Here is a 19,172-nt window from a genome sequence, read left to right on the forward strand (position 1 = left end):
CAGAGAGCGTGTCACGTGCGCAGAACCACTGTCGTCGCGGTCGGCTGGTGCCTGACCATCGCGGTCACTGCAGCAGTCGCATGGTGGGCGAGCCGAGCCACGTTCACCCCGCCGCAACCGCAAGCCTCAGCGGTCGCGACGCAGACGTTCACGGTCGCTGAGGGCACCATCGGCAAGACCGCAGATCTGACAGTCGTCGCGACCTGGACGGCACGGCCGGTGGGGTCGGCAGCGTTCGACGGCGTCGTGACCACTCTGGCCACCCAGCCGGGGCAGGTCGTGGACAGCGGCGACACGCTGGTCACGGTGAACCTGCAACCGGTCGTGGTCGCGAAGGGAGCCGTGCCTGCGTTCCGCGACCTGACCGTCGGGATCTCGGGAGAGGACGTGCGGCAGCTCCAGCAGATGCTCTCCGCCAAGGGGCATCTTCGTCCGGTCGCCGTGAACGGGAAGTTCGATGAGCGGACGGCCTCTGCGGTCAGGGCATGGCAGAAGTCATTGGGGGTGGAGCAGTCCGGCACCGTCGCTCGTGGCACCGTGCTGTTCCTGCCCGACTTGCCGGTGCGTGTCGCGTTGGACGAGACAATCACGGTCGGCGCGACAGTTGGTATCGGCGATCCGCTGGTGAGCGCGGTGGACTCCAGTCCGACGTTCACCGTGAGCGGCAACCTCGAGCAACGGTCGGACGTCCCCGAAGTCGGCACCGCCGTCACCGTGGACGTCGACGGCACGGCGCTCGAGGGTGTCGTGAGTTCGGTGGAACCCACCGAAGACGGGGGCATTGTGCGGCTGGTGCTGACCGCCGTCGGCGGAGGGCCGCTGTGCGGCACGCAGTGCGACACAGTGCCTTTCTCCCTCAAGGAACAACGCTTCGCGGGCACCGCGCAGATTGCACCGGAGGTCACCGGTCCGATGGTGCCCATCTCCACCATGGGTACCGGGTCCGACGGCTCCACGTTCGTCATCCGCGATGGCGAGCGTGTGCGGGTGCGTGTTCTTGCCAGCGACGGGGCGCGCGCTGTGGTCGACGGCGTCGACGTGGGTGATGTCGTCGAGCTGTTCGGGAAGCGCACGAGCGACGACCAGCGGGGCGGTCAGGCAGCTTCTGAGCCGGCGGACCGCAGGAGTTCACCGTGACCGGGAGCGCCACGCTGCGCGCGCACGACCTGACCTTCGGCTACCGCCGGAACGCCGCACCTGTCTTCGAAGCGGTTGACATCGACTTCAGGGCGGGAGCGTTGACGGCGCTGACGGGCTCGTCGGGCTCGGGAAAATCCACGCTTCTCTACGTGCTCGCGACCCTCTTGACACCTACTCGCGGTCAGGTGCTGTGGGACGGTTCACCGACGAGCACCCTGACCGATGGTGGGCGTGCGCAGTGGCGCGCCCAGCGCACCGGATTCGTCTTCCAAGACGCGATGCTCGATCCTTCGCGCACGGTGCTCGACAACGTGTGCGAGTCAGCGCTGTTCGCCGGCGTTCCGATGAAGGTCGCCCATCGACGTGCCGTCGAGCTACTCGAACGCCTCGGTGTGGCTCACCGCGTCAATCATCGACCGGGCGAGATCTCGGGAGGCCAAGCCCAACGCGTCGCGCTGTGCCGGGCACTGGTGACGGACCCGCAGGTGATCTTCGGTGACGAGCCGACTGGGAATCTCGACGAGACGTCCGCCGCGGTGGTGTGGGACACGCTGCGCGAACGCGCGATGGCTGGCGCGACGGTCATCATCGCGACGCACGACCTGAGGCTCGCGGCCACGGCGGACGAGCAGGTGCACCTATGAGTGCGGCCGGCTGGCCGGGCCGCCCACGACCTGTCGCCCTGCTGCGCGACGGTCTGCTGTCGGCCCGCTCGCAGCCGGTCGCGACAGCGACAGCGGCTGGTGTTGTCGCAATCGTGTGCCTGGTGGTCCTGCTGACCACCGGCCGGTCGGCGGCGACTGAGCAAGAGGTCGTCGCGTCGATCGAGTCTGTCGGCACTCGGCTGGTCACCGTGACCGACACGACGGGCAACGCGGGTATCGCGCCCTCAGTCGTCGGCGACGTTGAACGCCTGGCTGGAGTGACGTGGGCGTTTGGCCTGGGCCCCGCGACGGACGCGCGCAACAGCGACTTCGAGCAGGCCGGCGCTGGCGTCGCGGTTCGAGCCCTCTTCGGGTCGCTACCCGCCGACGTGCCGGTGACGTCCGGTCGCCCAGCCGTCCAACCGGGAGAAGCGCTCGCGGGCGTGGGGGCCAGCGACGTCCTGCGACTTTCGGACGTGGTGGGGCGAGTCTCCGACGGCCAGACGTCTGTCGGGGTCGTCGGGCAGGTAGACGCCATCGGACCGCTGTCGTTCGTGGACGAGCTGGTGCTGCGGATCCCAGCCGCCGACGAGGAACTGCCCGTGCGATACGTGTACGTGCTGGTCGACGACGCGACGAACGCTCGGGAAGTCGCCACCGCGGTGACCGCCCTGCTGCCTCCCGGCGGCGTGGAGGTCGAGACGTCGGACGGGGCGATTGCGCTTCGGGACGTGGTGGCCGGGCGGCTGGGGTCAGCGTCACGGCAGTTGATGGCTGCGGTGCTCGGCTGCGGGCTTGTTCTCGTGAGCGTCACGATGCTCGGTGCGGTCGCGGCCAGGCGCAGGGACTTCGGCCGTCGGCGCGCGTTGGGTGCCTCTCGTTCGGCGATCGTCACGCTGGTGCTGGTGCAATCCGCGCTGGCGGGGGCGATAGGTGCCCTGGTGGGGGCTGGTACGGCGCTCGGGTGGTCGCTCCTCAGCGGCCTGCCGTTGGCTCCGTGGCAGTTTGTGATGGGCCTCTGCGCCCTAGCTGTGCTGGTCACGCTCGTGGGGTCAGCCCCGCCCGCGCTGACGGCAGCCTCGCGCGATCCCGTGCGGATCTTGCGGGTGCCCTGAAGCGCCTCACGCCCCCAGGCGTTTGCGCTGGGGGCGTGAGCGAGGAATCTGCGGTCTGTCAGTACGGCCCGCAGCCAGAGGAGGCCGAGCCCGCCTTGATGGCTCCGGCAACTCCGGCGTAGTCGGTGGCCGTCACAGACCAGTTGGAGATCGACGACACGCGGTGACCGGTGTCCGCGTAGGTGTACGCCGACTTGTAGCCCACGACGCGCTGGGTATATGTGCCGTGAGTCTCGTGCACGACCCAGCCCTTGGATGTGCTTCGCACGTGCGCGTAGTAGCCGGTCGAGGACGGAGTGCACGTGTAGCCGGTGCCGCTGGCGTTGGCAGCCATCGCCGGGGTCGGGGCGATCAGCGCGATGGCTGCGGCGATGGCGGCGACGGCGATTCCGCTGGTTGTTCTGCGACGCATGGGACCTGCTTTCGGTCGGGACGAACAGGGGCACACCACTGACGGGCTCATCAGGGTGATAGGTGGGCGTCCGCACCTGCGCCGTGAGCAGTCGGCGCTCGGCGGTAGAGCCAGCGAGTGCCGGTGTGACCTAGTTGTCGAGTGAACGATGGCTCCTGAACTGCAGCTGGGTACAGATGACGCAACCGCGAACATACTGGAGCGGATCAGGCGATACGCGCTAAACGGACGGGCGTCTTACTGTGACTATTCAAGGCCCGACGGGGTCGCGTGCAGCGCCGTCAACTCGGACCTCGCTTCGGCGACTCACGCTCGGATCTGGTGGGCTGGCCACCTCGTTCCGGCCGGCGTGACTGACGCGGGACGCTTCCGGCTCTCGCTGTCGACGCGCGTGTGCTTGCCGTTCGCGTTCGCGAACAGCGCCGCAGCGCCGCCGACGATGACGCCCCCACCGACCGGCTCGTTGGGGGCGTACGACGCCGGCGTCACAAACATCAGATACGGCCGACGGCGCACCACCGAAGGACTTGAGCTACGCCTGAACGGCCGCCAGGACTGGCTTCTCGATCCCTGGCGTGGCGGCGCACGCCCGAAGCGCATCCGCGATCGCCATCTTCTGCGTCGTGGTCGTGTCGGCGAGCAGTCGGCACGTGCCGCAGGGCGTCCGCGACGTCATCATCACAGCGATGGCGCGCGACCCCGGCGATCGCTACTCGACGCCTGCAGAACTCGACAGCGCCCACGGACGCCTCACGCCTCCGAGGCGCGTCTGGAGCCAGTTGCCCCCGCACCCGGGGCACACCGCGTGCTTTGAAGGAGTCCGTGGGACGTCCCACCTGACAGTGTGTGCCGTCCCCATCAGCGCCGGCGGTCGACACGAAGTGCAGGTCCGTCGAGCCAGCTCCGGACACAGGGTCGCGCTGCCGTGGACGACGTGCGCGCGAAGTGAAGTGCCGCGAGCCCTTCGTCGCACGTTCCGCAAGAACGCGTAGTGGCGCCGACGATGGACCTTGGGCGGCGCGATTCCCGTAGGAAGACGACTCGACCGTTCACGTGACGCCCCTGGCGGGCTTCTTTCGTCCCAGAACCGCCGCTCATCCCGCACGGTCCGTCCCACCGATTCCCCAAACGGCACCTCGTTCCCGAACTCGGTGGGCGCCGGCAGCCGATGCTCAGGCCTGCATGTCGACGAACCGCGAGTAGTGCCCCTGGAAGGCGACCGTGATGGTGTCGGTCGGGCCGTTTCGGTGCTTGGCGACGATCAGGTCGGCCTCGCCCGCGCGCGGCGACTCCTTCTCGTAGGCGTCCTCGCGGTGCAGCAGGATCACCATGTCGGCATCCTGCTCGATGCTGTTGTGGACGGCGATGCCGTTGGCGACGAAGTTGTGGGTGCCGAGGACGGTCGCGTCGAAGACCGGCTGCTCTCCCATCGGCTCGATGGCGACGACCTCGTCCCACAGCAGGTCGTTGACGGCCATGATCTCCAGGTCCTCGCTCCCGAGAACCTCGGCGATCCGGCCGAGTCGCTGCCGCGACGGCGCGTGCTTGCACATCGTCGACCCGCAGAACTGCGTGCCCAGGGCGGCAGCGAACTCGCGGTGCGTCATGCCGTTCTCCACGAGCAGCTGCCGCACGTCGTCCCACACCTGGCGCGGCACGGTGTCGACGTTCGGGTTACCGCTCTTCGCGCGGACGATCTCGAGCAACCGTTCCGCCTGGAGGCCGCGAGCGCCGTGCACGCCGATCTCCTGGAGGAACCGTCGCTGGTCGTCGACGCCGGAGATGTCGAGCGTGTACCCGTCCCGGTCGCCGGCCTTCGGCGTCGCCCTGCGGACGCGCGTCGAGATGCCGAAGCGCAGCAGCAGCCGCGACAGGTCGTCCACGAGCCGACGCGACGTGGAGGCGTAGTAGATGCGCCCGCCCTGACCGTTCGCGTTGACCGTCACTGAACCGTCGGTCGCCCAGATGTGCCGCAGGAAGAGCGCGATCTGCTCCTTCGGCAGGTGGAAGACCGCGTTCGGCACGAACTTCTCGTGGCTGCGCGCTCCGAAGAGGCCGAAGCCGTCGAGCCACTCGGCGATCGGGTTCCGCTTGCCGCGCGCCAGCCGGTACGGCGCGGGCAGACGCAGGGTCGTGACGCGGGCCGCCGCGTAGTCGTCGCGGATCGGCGTGATCCCGAACGCCGTCGCGGCGTCGGACACCGCCGACAGGTTCGCCTCGTCGATGGACGCGTACCGCACCGGCTGCCGCTTGACGAAGGAGCCGTCGCCGAGCAGGTGCGCGAGCATCACGACCGTGCGATCGTCCCACGCCGCCCGCTGCTCCGGGCCGGGCACGTGCCGCGGGACCCCGAGCCGCGATCCGACCTCGAGCTCGCCGAGCGGCGTCCAGCCCTCGTACGTGAGGAACGGATGGTTCGCGGTCGCGGTGACCTCCTTGCCGGAGGCGAGCCGCAGCCGGTAGACGGGCTTCACGCCGGTCGGGAAGACGTGCGTCATGTGACGACGGACGTACTGCAGCCGCTCGTCGAGCGCCCACACCGGCACGTCCTTCGCACCGAGCGCGTACAGCTCGCCGAGCGTCGTCTCCGCACCGGTGTCCGCGCGCAGGATCCGCGTGTCCTCCGTCAGACAGCCGGACTCGCGGAGGTCGCTCATCTGCGGCTTCTTGTCCGTGCGCTGCTCGGGACCACGGTTCAGCTGCGAGATGGCGATGACGGGGACCTCGAGCTCCTTCGCCAGCAGCTTGAGCGCTCGCGAGAACTCCGAGACCTCCTGCTGACGCGACTCGACGCGCTTGCCCGAGGTCATCAGCTGGAGGTAGTCGATGATGACGAGCTTGAGGTCGTGCCGCTGCTTGAGCCGCCGCGACTTCGCACGGATCTCCATGAGCGACATGTTGGGCGAGTCGTCGATGAACAGCGGCGCCTCGGAGATCTTGCCCATGGTCGCGGCGACCTTCGCCCAGTCGTCCTCGCCCATCTGACCCGTGCGCATCTTCTGCAGGTGCACGCGGGCCTCGGCGGACAGCAGACGCATCGTGATCTCGTTGCGGCTCATCTCGAGCGAGAACACGACGGACGTCATCCCGTGCTTGATCGACGCCGACCGCACGATGTCGATGCCGAGCGTCGAGTTGTGCGTCGGGATCATCGACCGGCTCGCGAGGTACAGGTGCGACTCGTGGTCGATCTGCACGCACCGCACGGGCACCGACTCGATCGGCTCGACGGACACGACGCGACGGCTCCGGCGGGCGACCTGCCGCGCCCTCTTGTGGGCGAGGTGCTTGTCCGCGTGCAGGAAGACGTCGTCGTCAGCCGTGAACCGAAGACCGTCGCGTCCGGCGTCGACCTGGTAGCCGAGCGAGTGGACGAGCTCGGCGACGTCACGGAGCAGCGCCTCGGGACCGGTGACGCGGATCGCCCCGTCGGGCTCGACGGCTCCGACCGCGTCCAGCACACCGGCGAGCAGGTCACGACGCTGGTGCTCCGCCGCCCGCAGGTACGGCGCCGGAATGCGGTCCGCGAGAGCAGCCGATCCGCGACCGCCGCGCACGGCGACCCTCATCGCGACCTCGTCGTCGACCTCCCCAGAGCCGACGGCCGCAGCGACACCGACCACGTACGGGTCGGCGTCGAGGTCGACCTCCGGCCGCACGAGCGGCCGTGCGAGCTCGACCCGCACCACCGCTGCGACCTCGCTGTCGAGGGCGCGGTGGATCGCCTCGGTGGTCTGGATTCCCGTTGTGCCGTCGCTCCGCGTCTCCCACTCGTGCTGGGCGTCGGCGACGATCTCCGTGCCGTCGTCGAACGTCACCCGGTAGCAGGGGCGACCCGTCATGGCGGGCGTCGCGGCGACGACCTGCGTCGGCGTGCCGTCGGCGGCGATCAGCCAGTCGCCGACGGCGACGTCGCCCATCGTCGTCCAGCCGGTCGGGGTGGGGAGCGGCGTGTCGAGGGCCAGCGCCTTGCCGATGGCCGGGCGGGCGGCCACGACGATCATCTGGCCGGGGTGCAGGCCGTTCGTCAGGCGGTCCAGGTCGGAGAAGCCCGTCGGGACGCCGATCATGCCCTCGCCGCGATGACCCGCGGCCTCGATCTCGTCGACCGTGCCGCCGATGATCTCGCCCAGCGGCAGGTAGTCCTCCGACGCGCGCCGCTCGGTGACGGCGTAGACCTCGGCCTGCGCGTTGTTGACGATCTCGTCGACGTCGCCACCGTCGGTGCCGTAGCCGAGCTGGACGATGCGCGTGCCGGCCTCGACGAGCTTGCGGAGGATGGCGCGCTCGCGCACGATCCGCGCGTAGTAGCCGGCGTTCGCGGCGGTGGGGACGGACGCGATGAGCGTGTGCAGGTAGGGCGCGCCGCCGATGCGGCCGATGTCGCCGCGCTTGGTGAGCTCGTCGGAGACCGTGATGGCGTCGGCGGGCTCGCCGCGGCCGTAGAGGTCGAGGATCGCGTCGTAGATCGCCTCGTGCGCGGGGCGGTAGAAGTCCGTGCCCTTGATCTGCTCGATGACGTCGGCGATGGCGTCCTTGGAGATCATCATGCCGCCGAGCACGGAACGCTCGGCGTCGAGGTCCTGCGGCGGGGTGCGGTCGAAGCCGCCGTTGCCGCGACCGGAGTCCGGGGGCGCCCCGTACTCGAGCTCCTCGATCGTCACTGGCCGCCCATCCCCGTCGTCCGTTACCGTCGAACATCTGTTCTAGCAGGGGCCACCGACAACCCCGCACGCTCGCACCGCACTCGCGTCCGGTCCTGCCTCGCCCGTGAGGTTAGGACGGTCCGAGCGGGGTTCCAAACGGGCCTGTGGACAACCCTGTGGGGTCTCCTGTGGACGGCGGCGGACCCGCTTGTGCACAGTCCGTGGACAGTCCTGTGGATACGGTGGATGAAAGAGTCCTCACGAACCCCTGACCGGCCCTGACGCTGTGCACGGCATGTGGATGCGAGAAAGGTTGGACGAGATTTCATCTGACGGACATCACACGTCCGCCGTCGATCGGCAGATTCTGTCCCTCGCCGTCCCGGCGCTCGGTGCGCTCGTCGCGGAGCCGCTCTTCGTCCTCGTCGACTCCGCGGTCGTCGGCCACCTGGGGACGGCGTCCCTCGCCGGTCTCGCACTGGCGTCGACCGTGCTCGTCACGGTGGTCGGCCTGTGCGTCTTCCTCGCGTATGCCACCACGGCGGCCGTCGCGCGACGGCTCGGTGCGGGCGACCGCGGCGGTGCGCTGCAGGTCGGCGTCGACGGCATGTGGCTCGCGCTCGGCCTGGGCATCGCGCTCGGCGCCCTCACGTGGCTCGCGGCCCCCTGGCTGATCGGCGCGCTCGGTGCGACCGGTGAGACCGCGCACCAGGCCGTCGTCTACCTGCGCTCGTCGGCTCCCGGTCTGCCCGGGATGCTCCTGGTCCTCGCCTCGACGGGCGCGCTCCGCGGCCTCCAGGACACGCGCACACCGCTGGTCGTCGCCACGGCCGGCGCCGTCGTGAACGCGGTCCTCAACGTGGTCCTCGTCTACGGCGCGCACCTCGGCATCGCGGGCTCCGGGTTCGGCACCGCGCTCACGCAGCTCGCCATGGGCGCCGTCCTCGGGGGCGTCGTCGTCCGCGGTGCCCGCGCCGCCGGCACCCGGCTGACCCCGCACGCGGCCGGCCTGTGGGCGAACGCCCGCGCCGGAGCGCCGCTGCTGGTCCGGACGCTCACGCTGCGCGCCGCGATCCTGCTGACCGTCTGGGTCGCGACCGCGCTCGGAGCGACCACCCTCGCCGCCCACCAGGTCGTCAACGCCGTCTGGGGGCTCGCCGCGTTCGCCCTCGACGCCCTCGCGATCGCCGCGCAGGCCCTCGTCGGGCACGCGCTCGGCGCCGCCGACGTCCCTCGCACCCGCGCGCTCCTGCGCCGCACGCTCCAGTGGGGCGTCGGCGCGGGGGCGGTCCTCGGGCTCGTCCTGGGCGGCGCGTCGTGGCTGTACGTCCGGGCGTTCACGACGGACCCCGACGTGCAGCGCGCCGCCGTCGTGGCCCTCGTCGTCGCGGCCGTCACGATGCCGATGGCCGGGTGGGTCTTCGTGCTCGACGGCGTCCTCATCGGCGCGGGCGACGGGCGGTTCCTCGCCTGGGCGGGCGTCCTCACGCTCGTCGCCTACGTGCCGGTCGCGCTGGCCGTGCGCGGGTGGGCGCCCGACGGCGTCGCCGGTCTCGCCTGGCTCTGGGCGGCGTTCGCGGGCGTCTTCATGCTGGCCAGGGCCCTGACCACCGGCTGGCGCGCCCGCGGCACCGCGTGGATGGTGACCGGCGCCTAGCCCCAAGACGCGCCGCGCGTCAGGCGCCTGCCGACTCCGCCGCGTACCGGGAGGCGAACGCGCCCGGCGTCATGCCCGTGACGCGGCGGAAGTCGCGCGACAGGTGCGGCTCGTCGGCGTACCCGAGCCGCGCGGCGACGTCGGCGACCGTCGTGCCGCCCGCGCGCAGCAGGCCCGCCGCCTCGTGCAGCCGACGCCGCTGCACCAGCCACTTCGGCGAGAGCCCCAGCCGCCGCCGCGTCAGACGCTGCAACGACCGCTCCGTCATGCCGAACCGGTCGCACAGCTGGGCGACGCGCAGCAGCTCGGGGTCGTGCTCGACGGCGTCGACGATCGCGTTGACCTGCCGACCCTCGTCGTCCACGGGCAGCCACCGCCGGAGGAAGTCCCCGACCAGGTCCGTGGCCGCGCCCTGCCGCGACTCGTCCGCCGGGTCGGGCGTCATCTCCGCGCGCACGCGCGCGACCAGCGCCTCCGCGTCGGCCGGAGCGGTCGTCGTCGCCAACGCCGGCCCGAGGTCACCGTGCCGGCCCCTCCACGCCGCGACCGTCCCGCCCGTCAGCAGCGCGCCCGCCGATGGCTGGAGCAGCACGCCGACCGCCCAGCCGCTGCCGGTCAGCGTCGTCGTCGAGAGCCCGGGCGCCACCCCGTAGAACCGCGCGTACTCGTCCGCGACCACGATCAGGCAGACGGGGTACTGCAGCACCTGCTGCACGGCCGACCCGCCGCCGGGCACGTGCCACGTCGGCACCCAGTACCGCCGCACCAGGTCCGCGAGGTCGGGCTCGGGCGCCCACCGTCCGATGCGGAACGACCGGTCCGCCGGGTCGACGAGGTGCGCGCGCTCGACCTCGTCGACGGCCGCGCCCCCGACCGCACGAGCCGCGGGCCCCGCTGCACCGCCCGTCCCGCTGTCGGGTTTCATCAAGCCACCCCTCCCCTCGCCGCCTAGCGTCGCAGTCATGACCGACAACGCCACCCTGCAGACCTACGCCCGCCACGCCGACGGCATGCAGGCGACCCTCGACGCGATCGCCCCGTCGTCCTGGGACACCCCCTCCGCCTGCGCGGGGTGGACGGGACGCGACGTCGTCGCCCACCTGGTCGACACCCAGCGCGACTTCCTCACGACGCACGGCGCCGACCTCGGAACGCGCCCCGACCTGGCCGACCCGGCCGCCGCGTGGCGCACGCACACGGCCGAGGTGCGCGACGTCCTCGCCCGACCGGGCTTCGTCGACCGCGAGTACGACAGCCTCGGGTCGACGACGACCGTCGGCGCCACGGTCGACATGTTCTACGGGTTCGACATGATCGCCCACCGCTGGGACGTCACCGCCGCTGACGGCCGCGCCTACGCGTTCGACGACGCCGACCTCGACGTCATCGAGGGCGTGGTCGCGGCGATGGGCGACATGATCTACGCGAGCGGCGTCTGCGGGCCGGCCCTCGAGGTGGCGCCCGACGCGGACCGGCAGACGCGCGCCCTCGCGGCGCTCGGCCGGCGGGCGACGGTCGCCGTCTGAGTCCTTGATCCGACGGTCTCCACGGACCTCCCCTCGGACCCGCTCGCGCCTGTCCGCTGAGGGCAGACACGACACCCACCCGCGCGCCGGCGACCCGGGTCTAGCGTGGCGGACAGACGCGACGACGACGGGAGCCCCCATGACGCACGAGCTGACGGCCCGACCGCACCGGGTCGCGCACCCGGCCGGGAGCGGCGCCGGGCCGACCGGCCACGTCGTCGAGCACCGCGTCGAGCCCCTGCTCCGGCGGCTCGTCGGCGCGATCCTCCGCGAGCGCCGCGAGGACCAGGGCCGCACGCTGCGCGACGTGGCCGTCGACGCCCGCGTCTCGGTCGCCTACCTGTCGGAGATCGAGCGGGGTCGCAAGGAGGCGTCGTCCGAGGTGCTGGTCGCGGTGTGCCGAGCCCTGGGGATGCGGCTCGTCGACCTCGTCGGCGCGGCGCACGCGGAGCTCGCGCGCGCGGAGGGCCGCGTCGTCGTCGACCTGGCCGACCCCCGGCGATCCTCGCGCTACCCGGAGCCCGCGGACGCGACGCGGCCCGTCGTCGTGGACCTGCACGCCCGCACCTCAGGCCCGGGACGCGGCACCACGACGACCGACGCCGTCCTCCTGGCGGCCTGAGCCCGCGACGGGCCCGGCACCACCCGGCTCCGTCGCCTCCGATCACCCGCCGCACACCGGGCCGTGCGCCGAGGGTGGGTGTCGTGCGCCGACCGCGCCAGATCGCGCTCGCCTGCGTGCCCGCGACGGCAGCCGGGCGTGCGGCCGGGTCCCCTGACGGTCCCGACCGCACGCGCGGTCACGCCGCGGGCAGTGCAGCAGGCACCTCCTTGAGGGTCGTGACGACCCGGTCCGCGAGCCCGTACGCGACGGCCTGCTCGGCGGTGAGGATGAGGTCGCGGTCGGTGTCCCGGCGCAGCCGCTCGACGGGCTGACCCGTGTGCCGGGACAGGATCTGCTCGACCTGCGCGCGTTGCCGCTGGATCTCGGCGGCCTGGATCTCCAGGTCGGCGGCGGTCCCCTCGGCTCCCCCGGACGGCTGGTGCAGCAGCACGCGCGCGTGCTCGAGGACGTGCCGCTGCCCGGGCGTCCCGGCGGCGAGCAGCACGGCAGCCGCGGACGCGGCCTGCCCGAGGCAGAACGTCGCGACGGGCGGCCGGACGTACTGCATGGTGTCGTACACCGCCAGCAGCGCCGTGAGGGACCCGCCCGGCGAGTTCACGTAGACGTGGATGGGCAGCTCGGCGCTGTCCGACTGCAGGTGCAGCAGCTGTGCGATGACGACGTTCGCGACGCCGTCGTCGATCTCGGTGCCGAGGAAGACGATCCGGTCGGACAGCAGCCGCGAGAACACGTCGGACGTGCGCTCCCCCGTCGGCCGCTGCTCGACGACGTACGGGATCGTGTACTGGCCGGCCATCAGAGCCCCGCCTTCCGCAGCGCACCGTCGGGCCGCACGTCGTCGAGGTGCTCGACGACCTTGTCGACGAACCCGTACTCGAGCGCCTCGGCCGCGGTGAACCACCGGTCCCGGTCGGAGTCGCGCTCGATCGTCTCGACGGTCTGGCCGGTGTGCTCGGCGATGAGGCCCTGCATGGTGCGCTTCACGTGCGCCATGTTCTGCGCCTGGATCGCGATGTCGACGGCCGTGCCGCCGATACCGCCCGACGGCTGGTGCATGAGCACGCGCGCGTGCCGCAGCGCGAACCGCTTGCCGGGCGTCCCGGCGCTCAGCAGGAACTGCGCCGCCGACGCGGCGAGCCCCATCGCGAGGGTCGCGACGTCGTTCGGGATGAGCCGCATGGTGTCGTACATCGCGAGCGCCGCGCTGACCGAGCCACCGGGCGAGTTGACGTAGAGCGCGATGTCGCGGCGCGGGTCCTCCGCGGACAGCAGGAGCAGCTGCGCGCACACGCGGTTCGCGACGGCGTCGTCGACCTCCTGCCCCAGCACGACGATGCGCTGGTGCAGCAGGCGGGTCGCGAGGTCGTCGTCGAACGGGCGGGTCGGCGGGGCCGCCGTGCGGGCGGTGGTCGGGACGGTGTCGGTCACGGTGAGGTCCTCTCGGGCGGCGGGACGATGCGCTCGACGCTGCCACCGCGACCGCCCGCGTCGGCCCCACGTCTGCCGTGGGCGGATCCGCGCAGGGCAGACGCTCGTGCGGACGACCGCCGCGCTCCCCGTCGCCCTCCCCTGCCCACGCTCGTACGACGCTCGCCGACACCGAAGACCCACCCGCGCCGGTGCCCGCACCTGCGCACCCGCCCACCCGCTCGACGCTCGCTCACCGCTGACCGGAGTCCCACGAGTGACATGTCCACACCCCTTGGGTGGGACGTGCCATGACTTGCGCGGTGACCTCAGCCCGACGCGCGCCGGGGCGCCCGGACGGACCGTCGGCGCAGTTCAGGGGCACCTCCAACCGCATGCGGACCACCACACTGTCGCTCGTGGCGCAGATCCGGTGTGCCAAACCGGCCCCGGACGAGGTGCGCTTGTCATAGTTTGTGGCATGCCACGTGGCCGACGGAGCCCGCCGGAGCCACAGATCGGAGATGCTCCGCATGCCGCACACCACCCGCCTCAGCACCCTCGCCGCAGCCCTCGCGCTCGTCGTCGCCGCGATCGTCGTGCCGGCGGGCTCCGCCACCGCGACCAGCGGTCGGATCTGCACCACCGCCTGGGGGACGCTGTCGAGCACGGAGGTCAAGGTGCCGGCCAACGGCGGCCCGTACGTGCCGATCGGCGGTCACTACACGGACTGCTACATGAAGGCGGGCGCCGGCATCACGGGACAGGGCGTCAAGGCGCTCCAGCAGTCGCTGCGCATCTGCTACGGCCAGACGTCGGTCGCGATCGACAGCTCGTTCGGCCCGGCGACCGCCGCCGGGCTGCGCACCGTGCAGGCGAGCCTCGGCATCTCGGCCGACGGCATGTACGGCAACCAGTCGCGCGACAGCCTGCGGTTCTTCATGGGCTACTTCGGACCGGTCGCGAACTGCGCCAAGCAGCCGTACTACCCGAACAACGACATCAACGACGGCCAGAACTGACGTCCGGCGACCCGGCACGCGCCGCCCGCCGACTCCCGACCCTGAAGGAGTTCTCCCGCATGCCGAAGCTGTCTCGCGCGCGCTCCCTGCTCGTCGTCGCGGCCCTCGCCGTGGTCGCCGCCGTCGGCCCCGCGGCTCCCAGCTCCGCCACGTCCAACGACCCGTGCAACTCGACGTTCGGCCTCGCGGGGTTCGACAACCACCGCGTGCCCTCGAGGAACAACCCCTACATCCCCGAGGGCGGGCACATGACCGACTGCCGGATGTACAAGAACATGGGGTACAGCCCGGGTGTCCTGCTGCTGCAGCGGTCGCTCGTCATCTGCTACGGCCAGAACATCAGCGCCGACGGCTACTACGGCGACAAGACGATGGCCGCCCTGAAGAACGTGCAGGCGCAGCTCGGCATCCAGGTCGACGGCCTGTACGGCAACGAGACGCGTGACCACATCAACTTCTTCCGGGGCTACTTCGGCCCTGTGGCCTACTGCGCCGGCGACCCGTACTTCCCCCAGCACGACGTGATGCACTACTGAGGCACGCGCGACGAAGCCCCCGGACCGTCGGTCCGGGGGCTTCGTCGTGCGGGAGCGGGTGTCAGCCGGCGACGACCTTGACGGTCACCTTGGCGGCGACGTCCGCGTGCAGGCGGACGGACACCTTGTACTCACCGGTCGCCTTGATCGGCTGGCCGATCTCGACCTTGCGCTTGTCGATCGCCGGGGCGCCCGACGCCTTGACCGCGTCCGCGATCTCGGCGGTCGTGACGGCACCGAACAGGCGACCCGAGTCGCCCGCCTTGGCGGTGATGACGACGGCCTTCGACTCGAGCGAGTCGCGGACGGCCTTCGCGTCGTCGAGCGTCGCGATCTCACGGGCCTTGCGGGCCTTGCGGATCGCGGTGACGTCCTTCTCGGCACCCTTGGTCCACGGCGTGGCCAGGTTGCGCGGGATGAGGTAGTTGCGGGCGTACCCGTCCTTCACCTCGACGACGTCGCCGGGGGCACCGAGACCGGTGACCTCGTGGGTCAGGATGATCTTCGCCATGTCAGGTCTCCTTTCTCAGCGGGCCGACGACGAGTACGGCAGCAGGGCCATCTCGCGGGCGTTCTTGACGGCACGCGCGATCGCGCGCTGCTCCTGCACGGACACGCCCGTCACGCGACGCGCGCGGATCTTCCCGCGGTCGGAGATGAACTTCCGCAGCAGGGCGGTGTCCTTGTAGTCGACCGTCTCGATCTTGGCGGCCTTGAGGGGGTTCTGCTTCTTCTTGGGCTTGCGAACAACGGCCTTGGCCATCGTGGTGCTCCTTCGTTCGGAGCCCCGGGCTTTGCCGGACCCGGGGATGGGATGTCTGGGGGTTGGGGACCCGCCGGTCAGAACGGGGGCTCGTCGGAGTAGCCGCCGCCACCGGAACCACCCGCGGGCGTCGCCCACGGGTCGTCCTGCTGGCCGCCGCCGCCACCGCCGCCGAAACCACCGCCGCCACCGGAGTAGCCGCCGCCACCGCCGCCGCCACCGCTGAAGCCGCCGCCACCCGAACGCTGGGTCCGGGTGACCTTGGCCGTGGCGTAGCGGAGCGAGGGGCCGACCTCGTCGACCTGCAGCTCGTACACGGTGCGCTTCTCGCCCTCACGGGTCTCGTAGGAGCGCTGCACGAGCCGGCCGGTGACGATGACGCGGGTGCCCTTGGTGAGCGACTCGGCGACCGACTCGGCCGCCTCCCGCCAGATCGAGCAGCGGAGGAACAGCGTGTCGCCGTCCTTCCACTCGTTGCTCTGGCGGTCGAACGTGCGCGGCGTCGACGCGACGGTGAAGTTCGCCACCGCCGCACCCGACGGGGTGAAGCGGAGCTCGGGGTCCCCCGTGAGGTTCCCGATCACCGTGATGGTGGTCTCACCAGCCATGCCAGCTCCTCGCTCGTTCGATCAGTCGGAAACGGTCCTGGGGACCGCACGTCGGTTCCGCACGGTACGCGCGGCGACCGACACTCACGCGTCGGCGCGCAGCACCTTCGTCCGCAGGACGACCTCGTTGAGGCCGAGCTGACGGTCGAGCTCCTTGGCGGTCGCGGGCTCCGCGGTGAAGTCGACGACGGCGTAGATGCCCTCGGACTTCTTCTTGATGTCGTACGCGAGGCGACGACGGCCCCAGATGTCCACCTTGTCGACGGTGCCACCGTCGGTCTTGACGACCGACAGGTACTTGTCGAGCGACGGGGCGACGGTGCGCTCCTCGATCTCGGGGTCGAGGATGATCATGATCTCGTACTGACGCAGGCTCATACCCACCTCCTCTGGTCTCGGCGGTCACGGTCGTTCCGTGACAGGAGGGTTCTGTGCGTCGCTGCGCGTGCTCGACGGGCCGATCGGCGGCCGCCGGGCACAGGCACAGCAAGGGCTAAGCCTACCGGCCCGCCGCCGACCGCCGAAATCGCGGGTCGACGACGGGCCGGCAGGCCCGGACGTGCGGTCGGCGGCGTCAGCCGCCGTTGCCTCCACCGCCGCCGTTGTTGCCGCCCGCGTTGGCGGGCTGCGTGGGCTGCGGCGTGGGCTGCTGGGTCGGCGGCGGCTGGGTCGCCTGCGGCTTCGGACCCGTCGAGACGACGATGGTCACGGTGCTGCCGGCCGGAGCCTGCCCGCCGCGCGGGTCGGCCCGGATGACCCGGCCCGTCGTCACGGTGTCGGACGACTCCTTCTGCACGACGACGACCAGGCCGAGCGCGTCGAGCGTCGCCGTGGCGTCCGCCTCGAGCTTGCCCTCGACGTTCGGCACGTCGACGACGGTCGGCTCCGGCGGGGCCTCGGTCGCGGGCGCCTCCGTGGCCGTCTCCGTCGGGATCGGCGTCGCGGTGGCCTTGCCGCCGACGTTCGCGCGCGGCGGGAACTGCAGGACCTCGGCGTACTGCGGCAGCGTGAACGCCTGCTTCATGTAGGACTGCCAGATGAACGCCGGCCAGGTGGAGCCGGTCACGTACTTGATGCTGCCGATCGGCGAGATCGACTCGTCCGACGTGCCGTCCGGTGCCTTCTGCGACATCGACACGACCGTCGCCACGTTCGGCGTGAAGCCGGCGAACCACGCCGCCTTGTTGTCGTTCGTCGTCCCGGTCTTGCCGGCGATCGGGCGCCCGAGCGGCTTGATCCACGTCTTGCCCGAGCCGCTCTGCACGACCTGCTGCATCGCGAAGCTCGTGTCCGCCATGACGTCGGCCTGGAAGACACGCTCACCCTCGCTCGGCGACGTGTACGCGGTGCTGCCGTCCGGGTTCGTGACGACCGCGACCACGTGGACGGGGAACTTCACGCCCTGGTTCGCGAACGTCGCGTACGCGTGCGCCAGGTCGATCGGGTGGATCGCGTCGGTGCCGAGCACGTTCGAGACGTTCTGCGGGCTGACCCCGGGCACACCCGCCCGGGCGGCCACGTCCGCCGTCTTGTCGGGCCCGACCTCGATGTTGAGCTGTGCGTAGACGGTGTTGACCGACGCCTCCGTCGCCTTCACCAGGTCGATGTTGCCGAAGTTGTCGCCGTCGAAGTTGCGGACCGGGGTGTTGCCGCCGTCCCACTCGGGGAACTTCTGCCCCGAACGGCCGTTGTACGTCTTCTTCAGCGGGATGCCGTTCTCGAGCCCGGCGACGAGGGCGAACGGCTTGAACGTCGAGCCGCCCTGGACGTTCTCGAACGTCGCGTGGTTGCGCTGGTCGGTCTCGTTGTTCGGGCCGCCGTACAGCGCGACGATCCCGCCGGTCTGCGGGTCGATCGACGTGATCGAGTACTTCGTCCGCTCGCCCGGCACCGCGCCGTCCTGGCCCTCGAGCGTGCCCGCCCGGAAGCCGTCGGCCGTCGCGACCGCCATGTCCTGCAGCGGCTTGCGGATCGTCGTCACGACGCTCATGCCGGCGCGGTTGATGTCGTCCTCGGACATCTTCAACGGCGCACCGCCGAGCTCCTTCTTCACCATCTGCAGGAGCAGGCCGTTGGGGCCCATCTTCGACTGCGACGGCTGCTCGGGGATCAGCGTGGCCGACGGGAACACGAGCGTCGCGCGCTCGGCCGCGGGCAGCGCACCGATCTCGACCATGTTGTCGAGCACGTAGTTCCAGCGGGCCTCGGCCTTCTCGGGGCTGACCGCCGGGTCCCAGTTGTTCGGCGACGGGATGATCCCGGCGAGCACGGCCGCCTCGGAGACGCTCAGGTCCTTCGCGCTCTTGCCGAAGTACGACTGCGCGGCCGCCTCGATGCCGTACGAGTCACGGCCGAAGTAGATCGTGTTGAGGTAGCGCTCGAGGATCTTGCTCTTGTCCTCGGTCCGCGCGAGCTTGAACGCGAGCAGGGCCTCACGGGCCTTGCCGACGTAGTCGGTCGTCGTCGAGAAGTAGTAGCGCTCGACGTACTGCTGCGTCAGCGTCGAGCCACCCTGCGTTTTGCCGCCGCGCACGTTGTTGAGGAACGCGCGCGCCATGCCGACGGGGTCGACGCCGGAGTTCGTCTCGAACGTCTTGTCCTCCGCGGCGATGACCGCCTTGCCGACGTACTCGGGAAGGGTCGCGAGCCCGACGATCGTGCGCTTCTGCACCGCGAACGTGCCCATGACCTCGCCGTGCGGCTGGTCGGCGCTCTCGGGGGCGAAGTAGACGGTCGTGGTCTGGGCCGCGGTGTCGGCGTTGGGGTCCGGGATCGTCACGCTGTTGTACGCCGCGACCGCGCCGCCGAGCATGAGGAAGACGAGGGTCACGAACGACCCGAGCACGAAGCGCCACGACGGCAGCCAGCGGTGCAGGCCGGTGTAGCCCGAGCGCGGGTAGTCGAAGAACTTCCGCTTGCGCGGTGCGACGCCTGCGGCGCCCGTGGAGGCGGTGGTGGCGCTGGACGCCGGACGGGTGCGCGTACCGCGCCGCGACCGTGCGGGCGCGGCGCGCCGGTTCGTGCCTGCCAAGGCGGTGCCTTCCTGACGACGACTGGTCCGCGGGACGTCG

General features: G+C 71.2%; 18 protein-coding genes. 8 read left to right on the forward strand and 10 right to left on the reverse strand.

Translation table 11 applies throughout. From position 1 onward, the window contains the following. Nucleotides 1-15 precede the first annotated feature (15 nt). The 3 genes from KOV94_RS17820 to KOV94_RS17830 all read left to right on the forward strand — a co-directional run bounded on the left by KOV94_RS17820 (nucleotide 16) and on the right by KOV94_RS17830 (nucleotide 2,899). Entirely contained in the window at nucleotides 16-1,137 is a 1,122-nt protein-coding gene (locus KOV94_RS17820) for a peptidoglycan-binding domain-containing protein (protein ID WP_218052781.1), read from the forward strand. After that, on the forward strand, nucleotides 1,134-1,784 hold the full coding sequence (locus tag KOV94_RS17825) for an ABC transporter ATP-binding protein (protein ID WP_308160637.1): 651 nt from the start codon (nucleotides 1,134-1,136) through the stop codon (nucleotides 1,782-1,784). The genes KOV94_RS17820 and KOV94_RS17825 overlap by 4 nt, the downstream gene beginning before the upstream one ends. Before the next feature lie 122 nt (nucleotides 1,785-1,906). Next, entirely contained in the window at nucleotides 1,907-2,899 is a 993-nt protein-coding gene (locus KOV94_RS17830; protein WP_308160638.1) for an FtsX-like permease family protein, read from the forward strand. 58 nt (nucleotides 2,900-2,957) lie between these two features. Here the strand turns inward: KOV94_RS17830 and KOV94_RS17835 are convergent, their stop codons facing one another. After that, nucleotides 2,958-3,233 carry a hypothetical protein gene (locus tag KOV94_RS17835; RefSeq protein WP_218052783.1) on the reverse strand — a complete coding sequence of 92 codons (276 nt, stop codon included), beginning with the start codon at nucleotides 3,231-3,233 and terminating at the stop codon, nucleotides 2,958-2,960. A 1,250-nt stretch (nucleotides 3,234-4,483) separates the two neighbouring features. After that, the gene (locus KOV94_RS17840; protein ID WP_218052784.1) at nucleotides 4,484-7,975 is read right to left on the reverse strand and encodes a replicative DNA helicase; all 3,492 of its coding nucleotides are present in this window, start codon (nucleotides 7,973-7,975) and stop codon (nucleotides 4,484-4,486) included. A gap of 277 nt (nucleotides 7,976-8,252) precedes the next feature. Here KOV94_RS17840 and KOV94_RS17845 point away from each other — a divergent pair, with 277 nt between their 5' ends. Further along, a complete protein-coding gene (locus KOV94_RS17845) occupies nucleotides 8,253-9,614 on the forward strand; it encodes an MATE family efflux transporter (protein ID WP_218052785.1) in 1,362 nt (453 codons plus the stop codon). Nucleotides 9,615-9,633: 19 nt separating this feature from the next. Here KOV94_RS17845 and KOV94_RS17850 read toward each other — a convergent pair whose 3' ends face one another. Beyond that, nucleotides 9,634-10,539 carry a helix-turn-helix domain-containing protein gene (locus tag KOV94_RS17850; RefSeq protein ID WP_218052786.1) on the reverse strand — a complete coding sequence of 302 codons (906 nt, stop codon included), beginning with the start codon at nucleotides 10,537-10,539 and terminating at the stop codon, nucleotides 9,634-9,636. 37 nt (nucleotides 10,540-10,576) lie between these two features. Here KOV94_RS17850 and KOV94_RS17855 point away from each other — a divergent pair, with 37 nt between their 5' ends. Further along, entirely contained in the window at nucleotides 10,577-11,140 is a 564-nt protein-coding gene (locus tag KOV94_RS17855; RefSeq protein ID WP_218052787.1) for a maleylpyruvate isomerase N-terminal domain-containing protein, read from the forward strand. Nucleotides 11,141-11,279: 139 nt separating this feature from the next. Next, on the forward strand, nucleotides 11,280-11,762 hold the full coding sequence (locus KOV94_RS17860; RefSeq protein ID WP_218052788.1) for a helix-turn-helix domain-containing protein: 483 nt from the start codon (nucleotides 11,280-11,282) through the stop codon (nucleotides 11,760-11,762). A gap of 178 nt (nucleotides 11,763-11,940) precedes the next feature. Here KOV94_RS17860 and KOV94_RS17865 read toward each other — a convergent pair whose 3' ends face one another. Continuing rightward, nucleotides 11,941-12,561 carry a ClpP family protease gene (locus KOV94_RS17865; protein WP_218052789.1) on the reverse strand — a complete coding sequence of 207 codons (621 nt, stop codon included), beginning with the start codon at nucleotides 12,559-12,561 and terminating at the stop codon, nucleotides 11,941-11,943. Next, entirely contained in the window at nucleotides 12,561-13,193 is a 633-nt protein-coding gene (locus KOV94_RS17870) for a ClpP family protease (RefSeq protein WP_124342116.1), read from the reverse strand. The genes KOV94_RS17865 and KOV94_RS17870 overlap by 1 nt, the downstream gene beginning before the upstream one ends. Nucleotides 13,194-13,705: 512 nt before the next feature. On the opposite strand from KOV94_RS17870, the gene KOV94_RS17875 reads away from it, so the two are divergent. Further along, nucleotides 13,706-14,194: a peptidoglycan-binding domain-containing protein gene (locus KOV94_RS17875; protein WP_218052790.1), complete on the forward strand. Its 489-nt coding sequence runs from the start codon at nucleotides 13,706-13,708 to the stop codon at nucleotides 14,192-14,194. A gap of 59 nt (nucleotides 14,195-14,253) precedes the next feature. Then, nucleotides 14,254-14,730: a peptidoglycan-binding domain-containing protein gene (locus tag KOV94_RS17880; RefSeq protein ID WP_218052791.1), complete on the forward strand. Its 477-nt coding sequence runs from the start codon at nucleotides 14,254-14,256 to the stop codon at nucleotides 14,728-14,730. Nucleotides 14,731-14,791: 61 nt separating this feature from the next. Here KOV94_RS17880 and rplI read toward each other — a convergent pair whose 3' ends face one another. The 5 genes from rplI to KOV94_RS17905 all read right to left on the reverse strand — a co-directional run bounded on the left by rplI (nucleotide 14,792) and on the right by KOV94_RS17905 (nucleotide 19,132). Continuing rightward, nucleotides 14,792-15,241: a 50S ribosomal protein L9 gene (gene rplI, locus KOV94_RS17885; RefSeq protein ID WP_124343318.1), complete on the reverse strand. Its 450-nt coding sequence runs from the start codon at nucleotides 15,239-15,241 to the stop codon at nucleotides 14,792-14,794. Between the two features lie 15 nt (nucleotides 15,242-15,256). Next, nucleotides 15,257-15,493, reverse strand: coding sequence for a 30S ribosomal protein S18 (rpsR, locus tag KOV94_RS17890; RefSeq protein WP_124343319.1), 237 nt, complete (start codon nucleotides 15,491-15,493; stop codon nucleotides 15,257-15,259). Nucleotides 15,494-15,570: 77 nt separating this feature from the next. Beyond that, nucleotides 15,571-16,101 (reverse strand): single-stranded DNA-binding protein, encoded by a 531-nt coding sequence (locus KOV94_RS17895; protein WP_124343320.1) that lies wholly within the window; start codon nucleotides 16,099-16,101, stop codon nucleotides 15,571-15,573. An 84-nt stretch (nucleotides 16,102-16,185) separates the two neighbouring features. After that, nucleotides 16,186-16,479 carry a 30S ribosomal protein S6 gene (gene rpsF / locus KOV94_RS17900; RefSeq protein ID WP_013772912.1) on the reverse strand — a complete coding sequence of 98 codons (294 nt, stop codon included), beginning with the start codon at nucleotides 16,477-16,479 and terminating at the stop codon, nucleotides 16,186-16,188. A gap of 196 nt (nucleotides 16,480-16,675) precedes the next feature. Then, nucleotides 16,676-19,132, reverse strand: coding sequence for a transglycosylase domain-containing protein (locus tag KOV94_RS17905; protein WP_124343321.1), 2,457 nt, complete (start codon nucleotides 19,130-19,132; stop codon nucleotides 16,676-16,678). Nucleotides 19,133-19,172 lie beyond the last annotated feature (40 nt).

Source organism: Cellulomonas algicola (assembly GCF_019024305.1).
Taxonomy (GTDB): domain Bacteria; phylum Actinomycetota; class Actinomycetes; order Actinomycetales; family Cellulomonadaceae; genus Cellulomonas; species Cellulomonas algicola.

Coding starts and splice junctions, on each gene's coding strand:
- KOV94_RS17835 (WP_218052783.1), bottom strand. CDS start 3,233: ATGGCTGCCAACGCCAGCGGCACCGGCTACACGTGCACTCCGTCCTCG.
- KOV94_RS17845 (WP_218052785.1), top strand. CDS start 8,253: ATGTGGATGCGAGAAAGGTTGGACGAGATTTCATCTGACGGACATCAC.
- KOV94_RS17850 (WP_218052786.1), bottom strand. CDS start 10,539: ATGAAACCCGACAGCGGGACGGGCGGTGCAGCGGGGCCCGCGGCTCGT.
- KOV94_RS17855 (WP_218052787.1), top strand. CDS start 10,577: ATGACCGACAACGCCACCCTGCAGACCTACGCCCGCCACGCCGACGGC.
- KOV94_RS17860 (WP_218052788.1), top strand. CDS start 11,280: ATGACGCACGAGCTGACGGCCCGACCGCACCGGGTCGCGCACCCGGCC.
- KOV94_RS17865 (WP_218052789.1), bottom strand. CDS start 12,561: ATGGCCGGCCAGTACACGATCCCGTACGTCGTCGAGCAGCGGCCGACG.
- KOV94_RS17875 (WP_218052790.1), top strand. CDS start 13,706: ATGCCGCACACCACCCGCCTCAGCACCCTCGCCGCAGCCCTCGCGCTC.
- KOV94_RS17880 (WP_218052791.1), top strand. CDS start 14,254: ATGCCGAAGCTGTCTCGCGCGCGCTCCCTGCTCGTCGTCGCGGCCCTC.
- rplI (WP_124343318.1), bottom strand. CDS start 15,241: ATGGCGAAGATCATCCTGACCCACGAGGTCACCGGTCTCGGTGCCCCC.
- rpsR (WP_124343319.1), bottom strand. CDS start 15,493: ATGGCCAAGGCCGTTGTTCGCAAGCCCAAGAAGAAGCAGAACCCCCTC.
- KOV94_RS17895 (WP_124343320.1), bottom strand. CDS start 16,101: ATGGCTGGTGAGACCACCATCACGGTGATCGGGAACCTCACGGGGGAC.
- rpsF (WP_013772912.1), bottom strand. CDS start 16,479: ATGAGCCTGCGTCAGTACGAGATCATGATCATCCTCGACCCCGAGATC.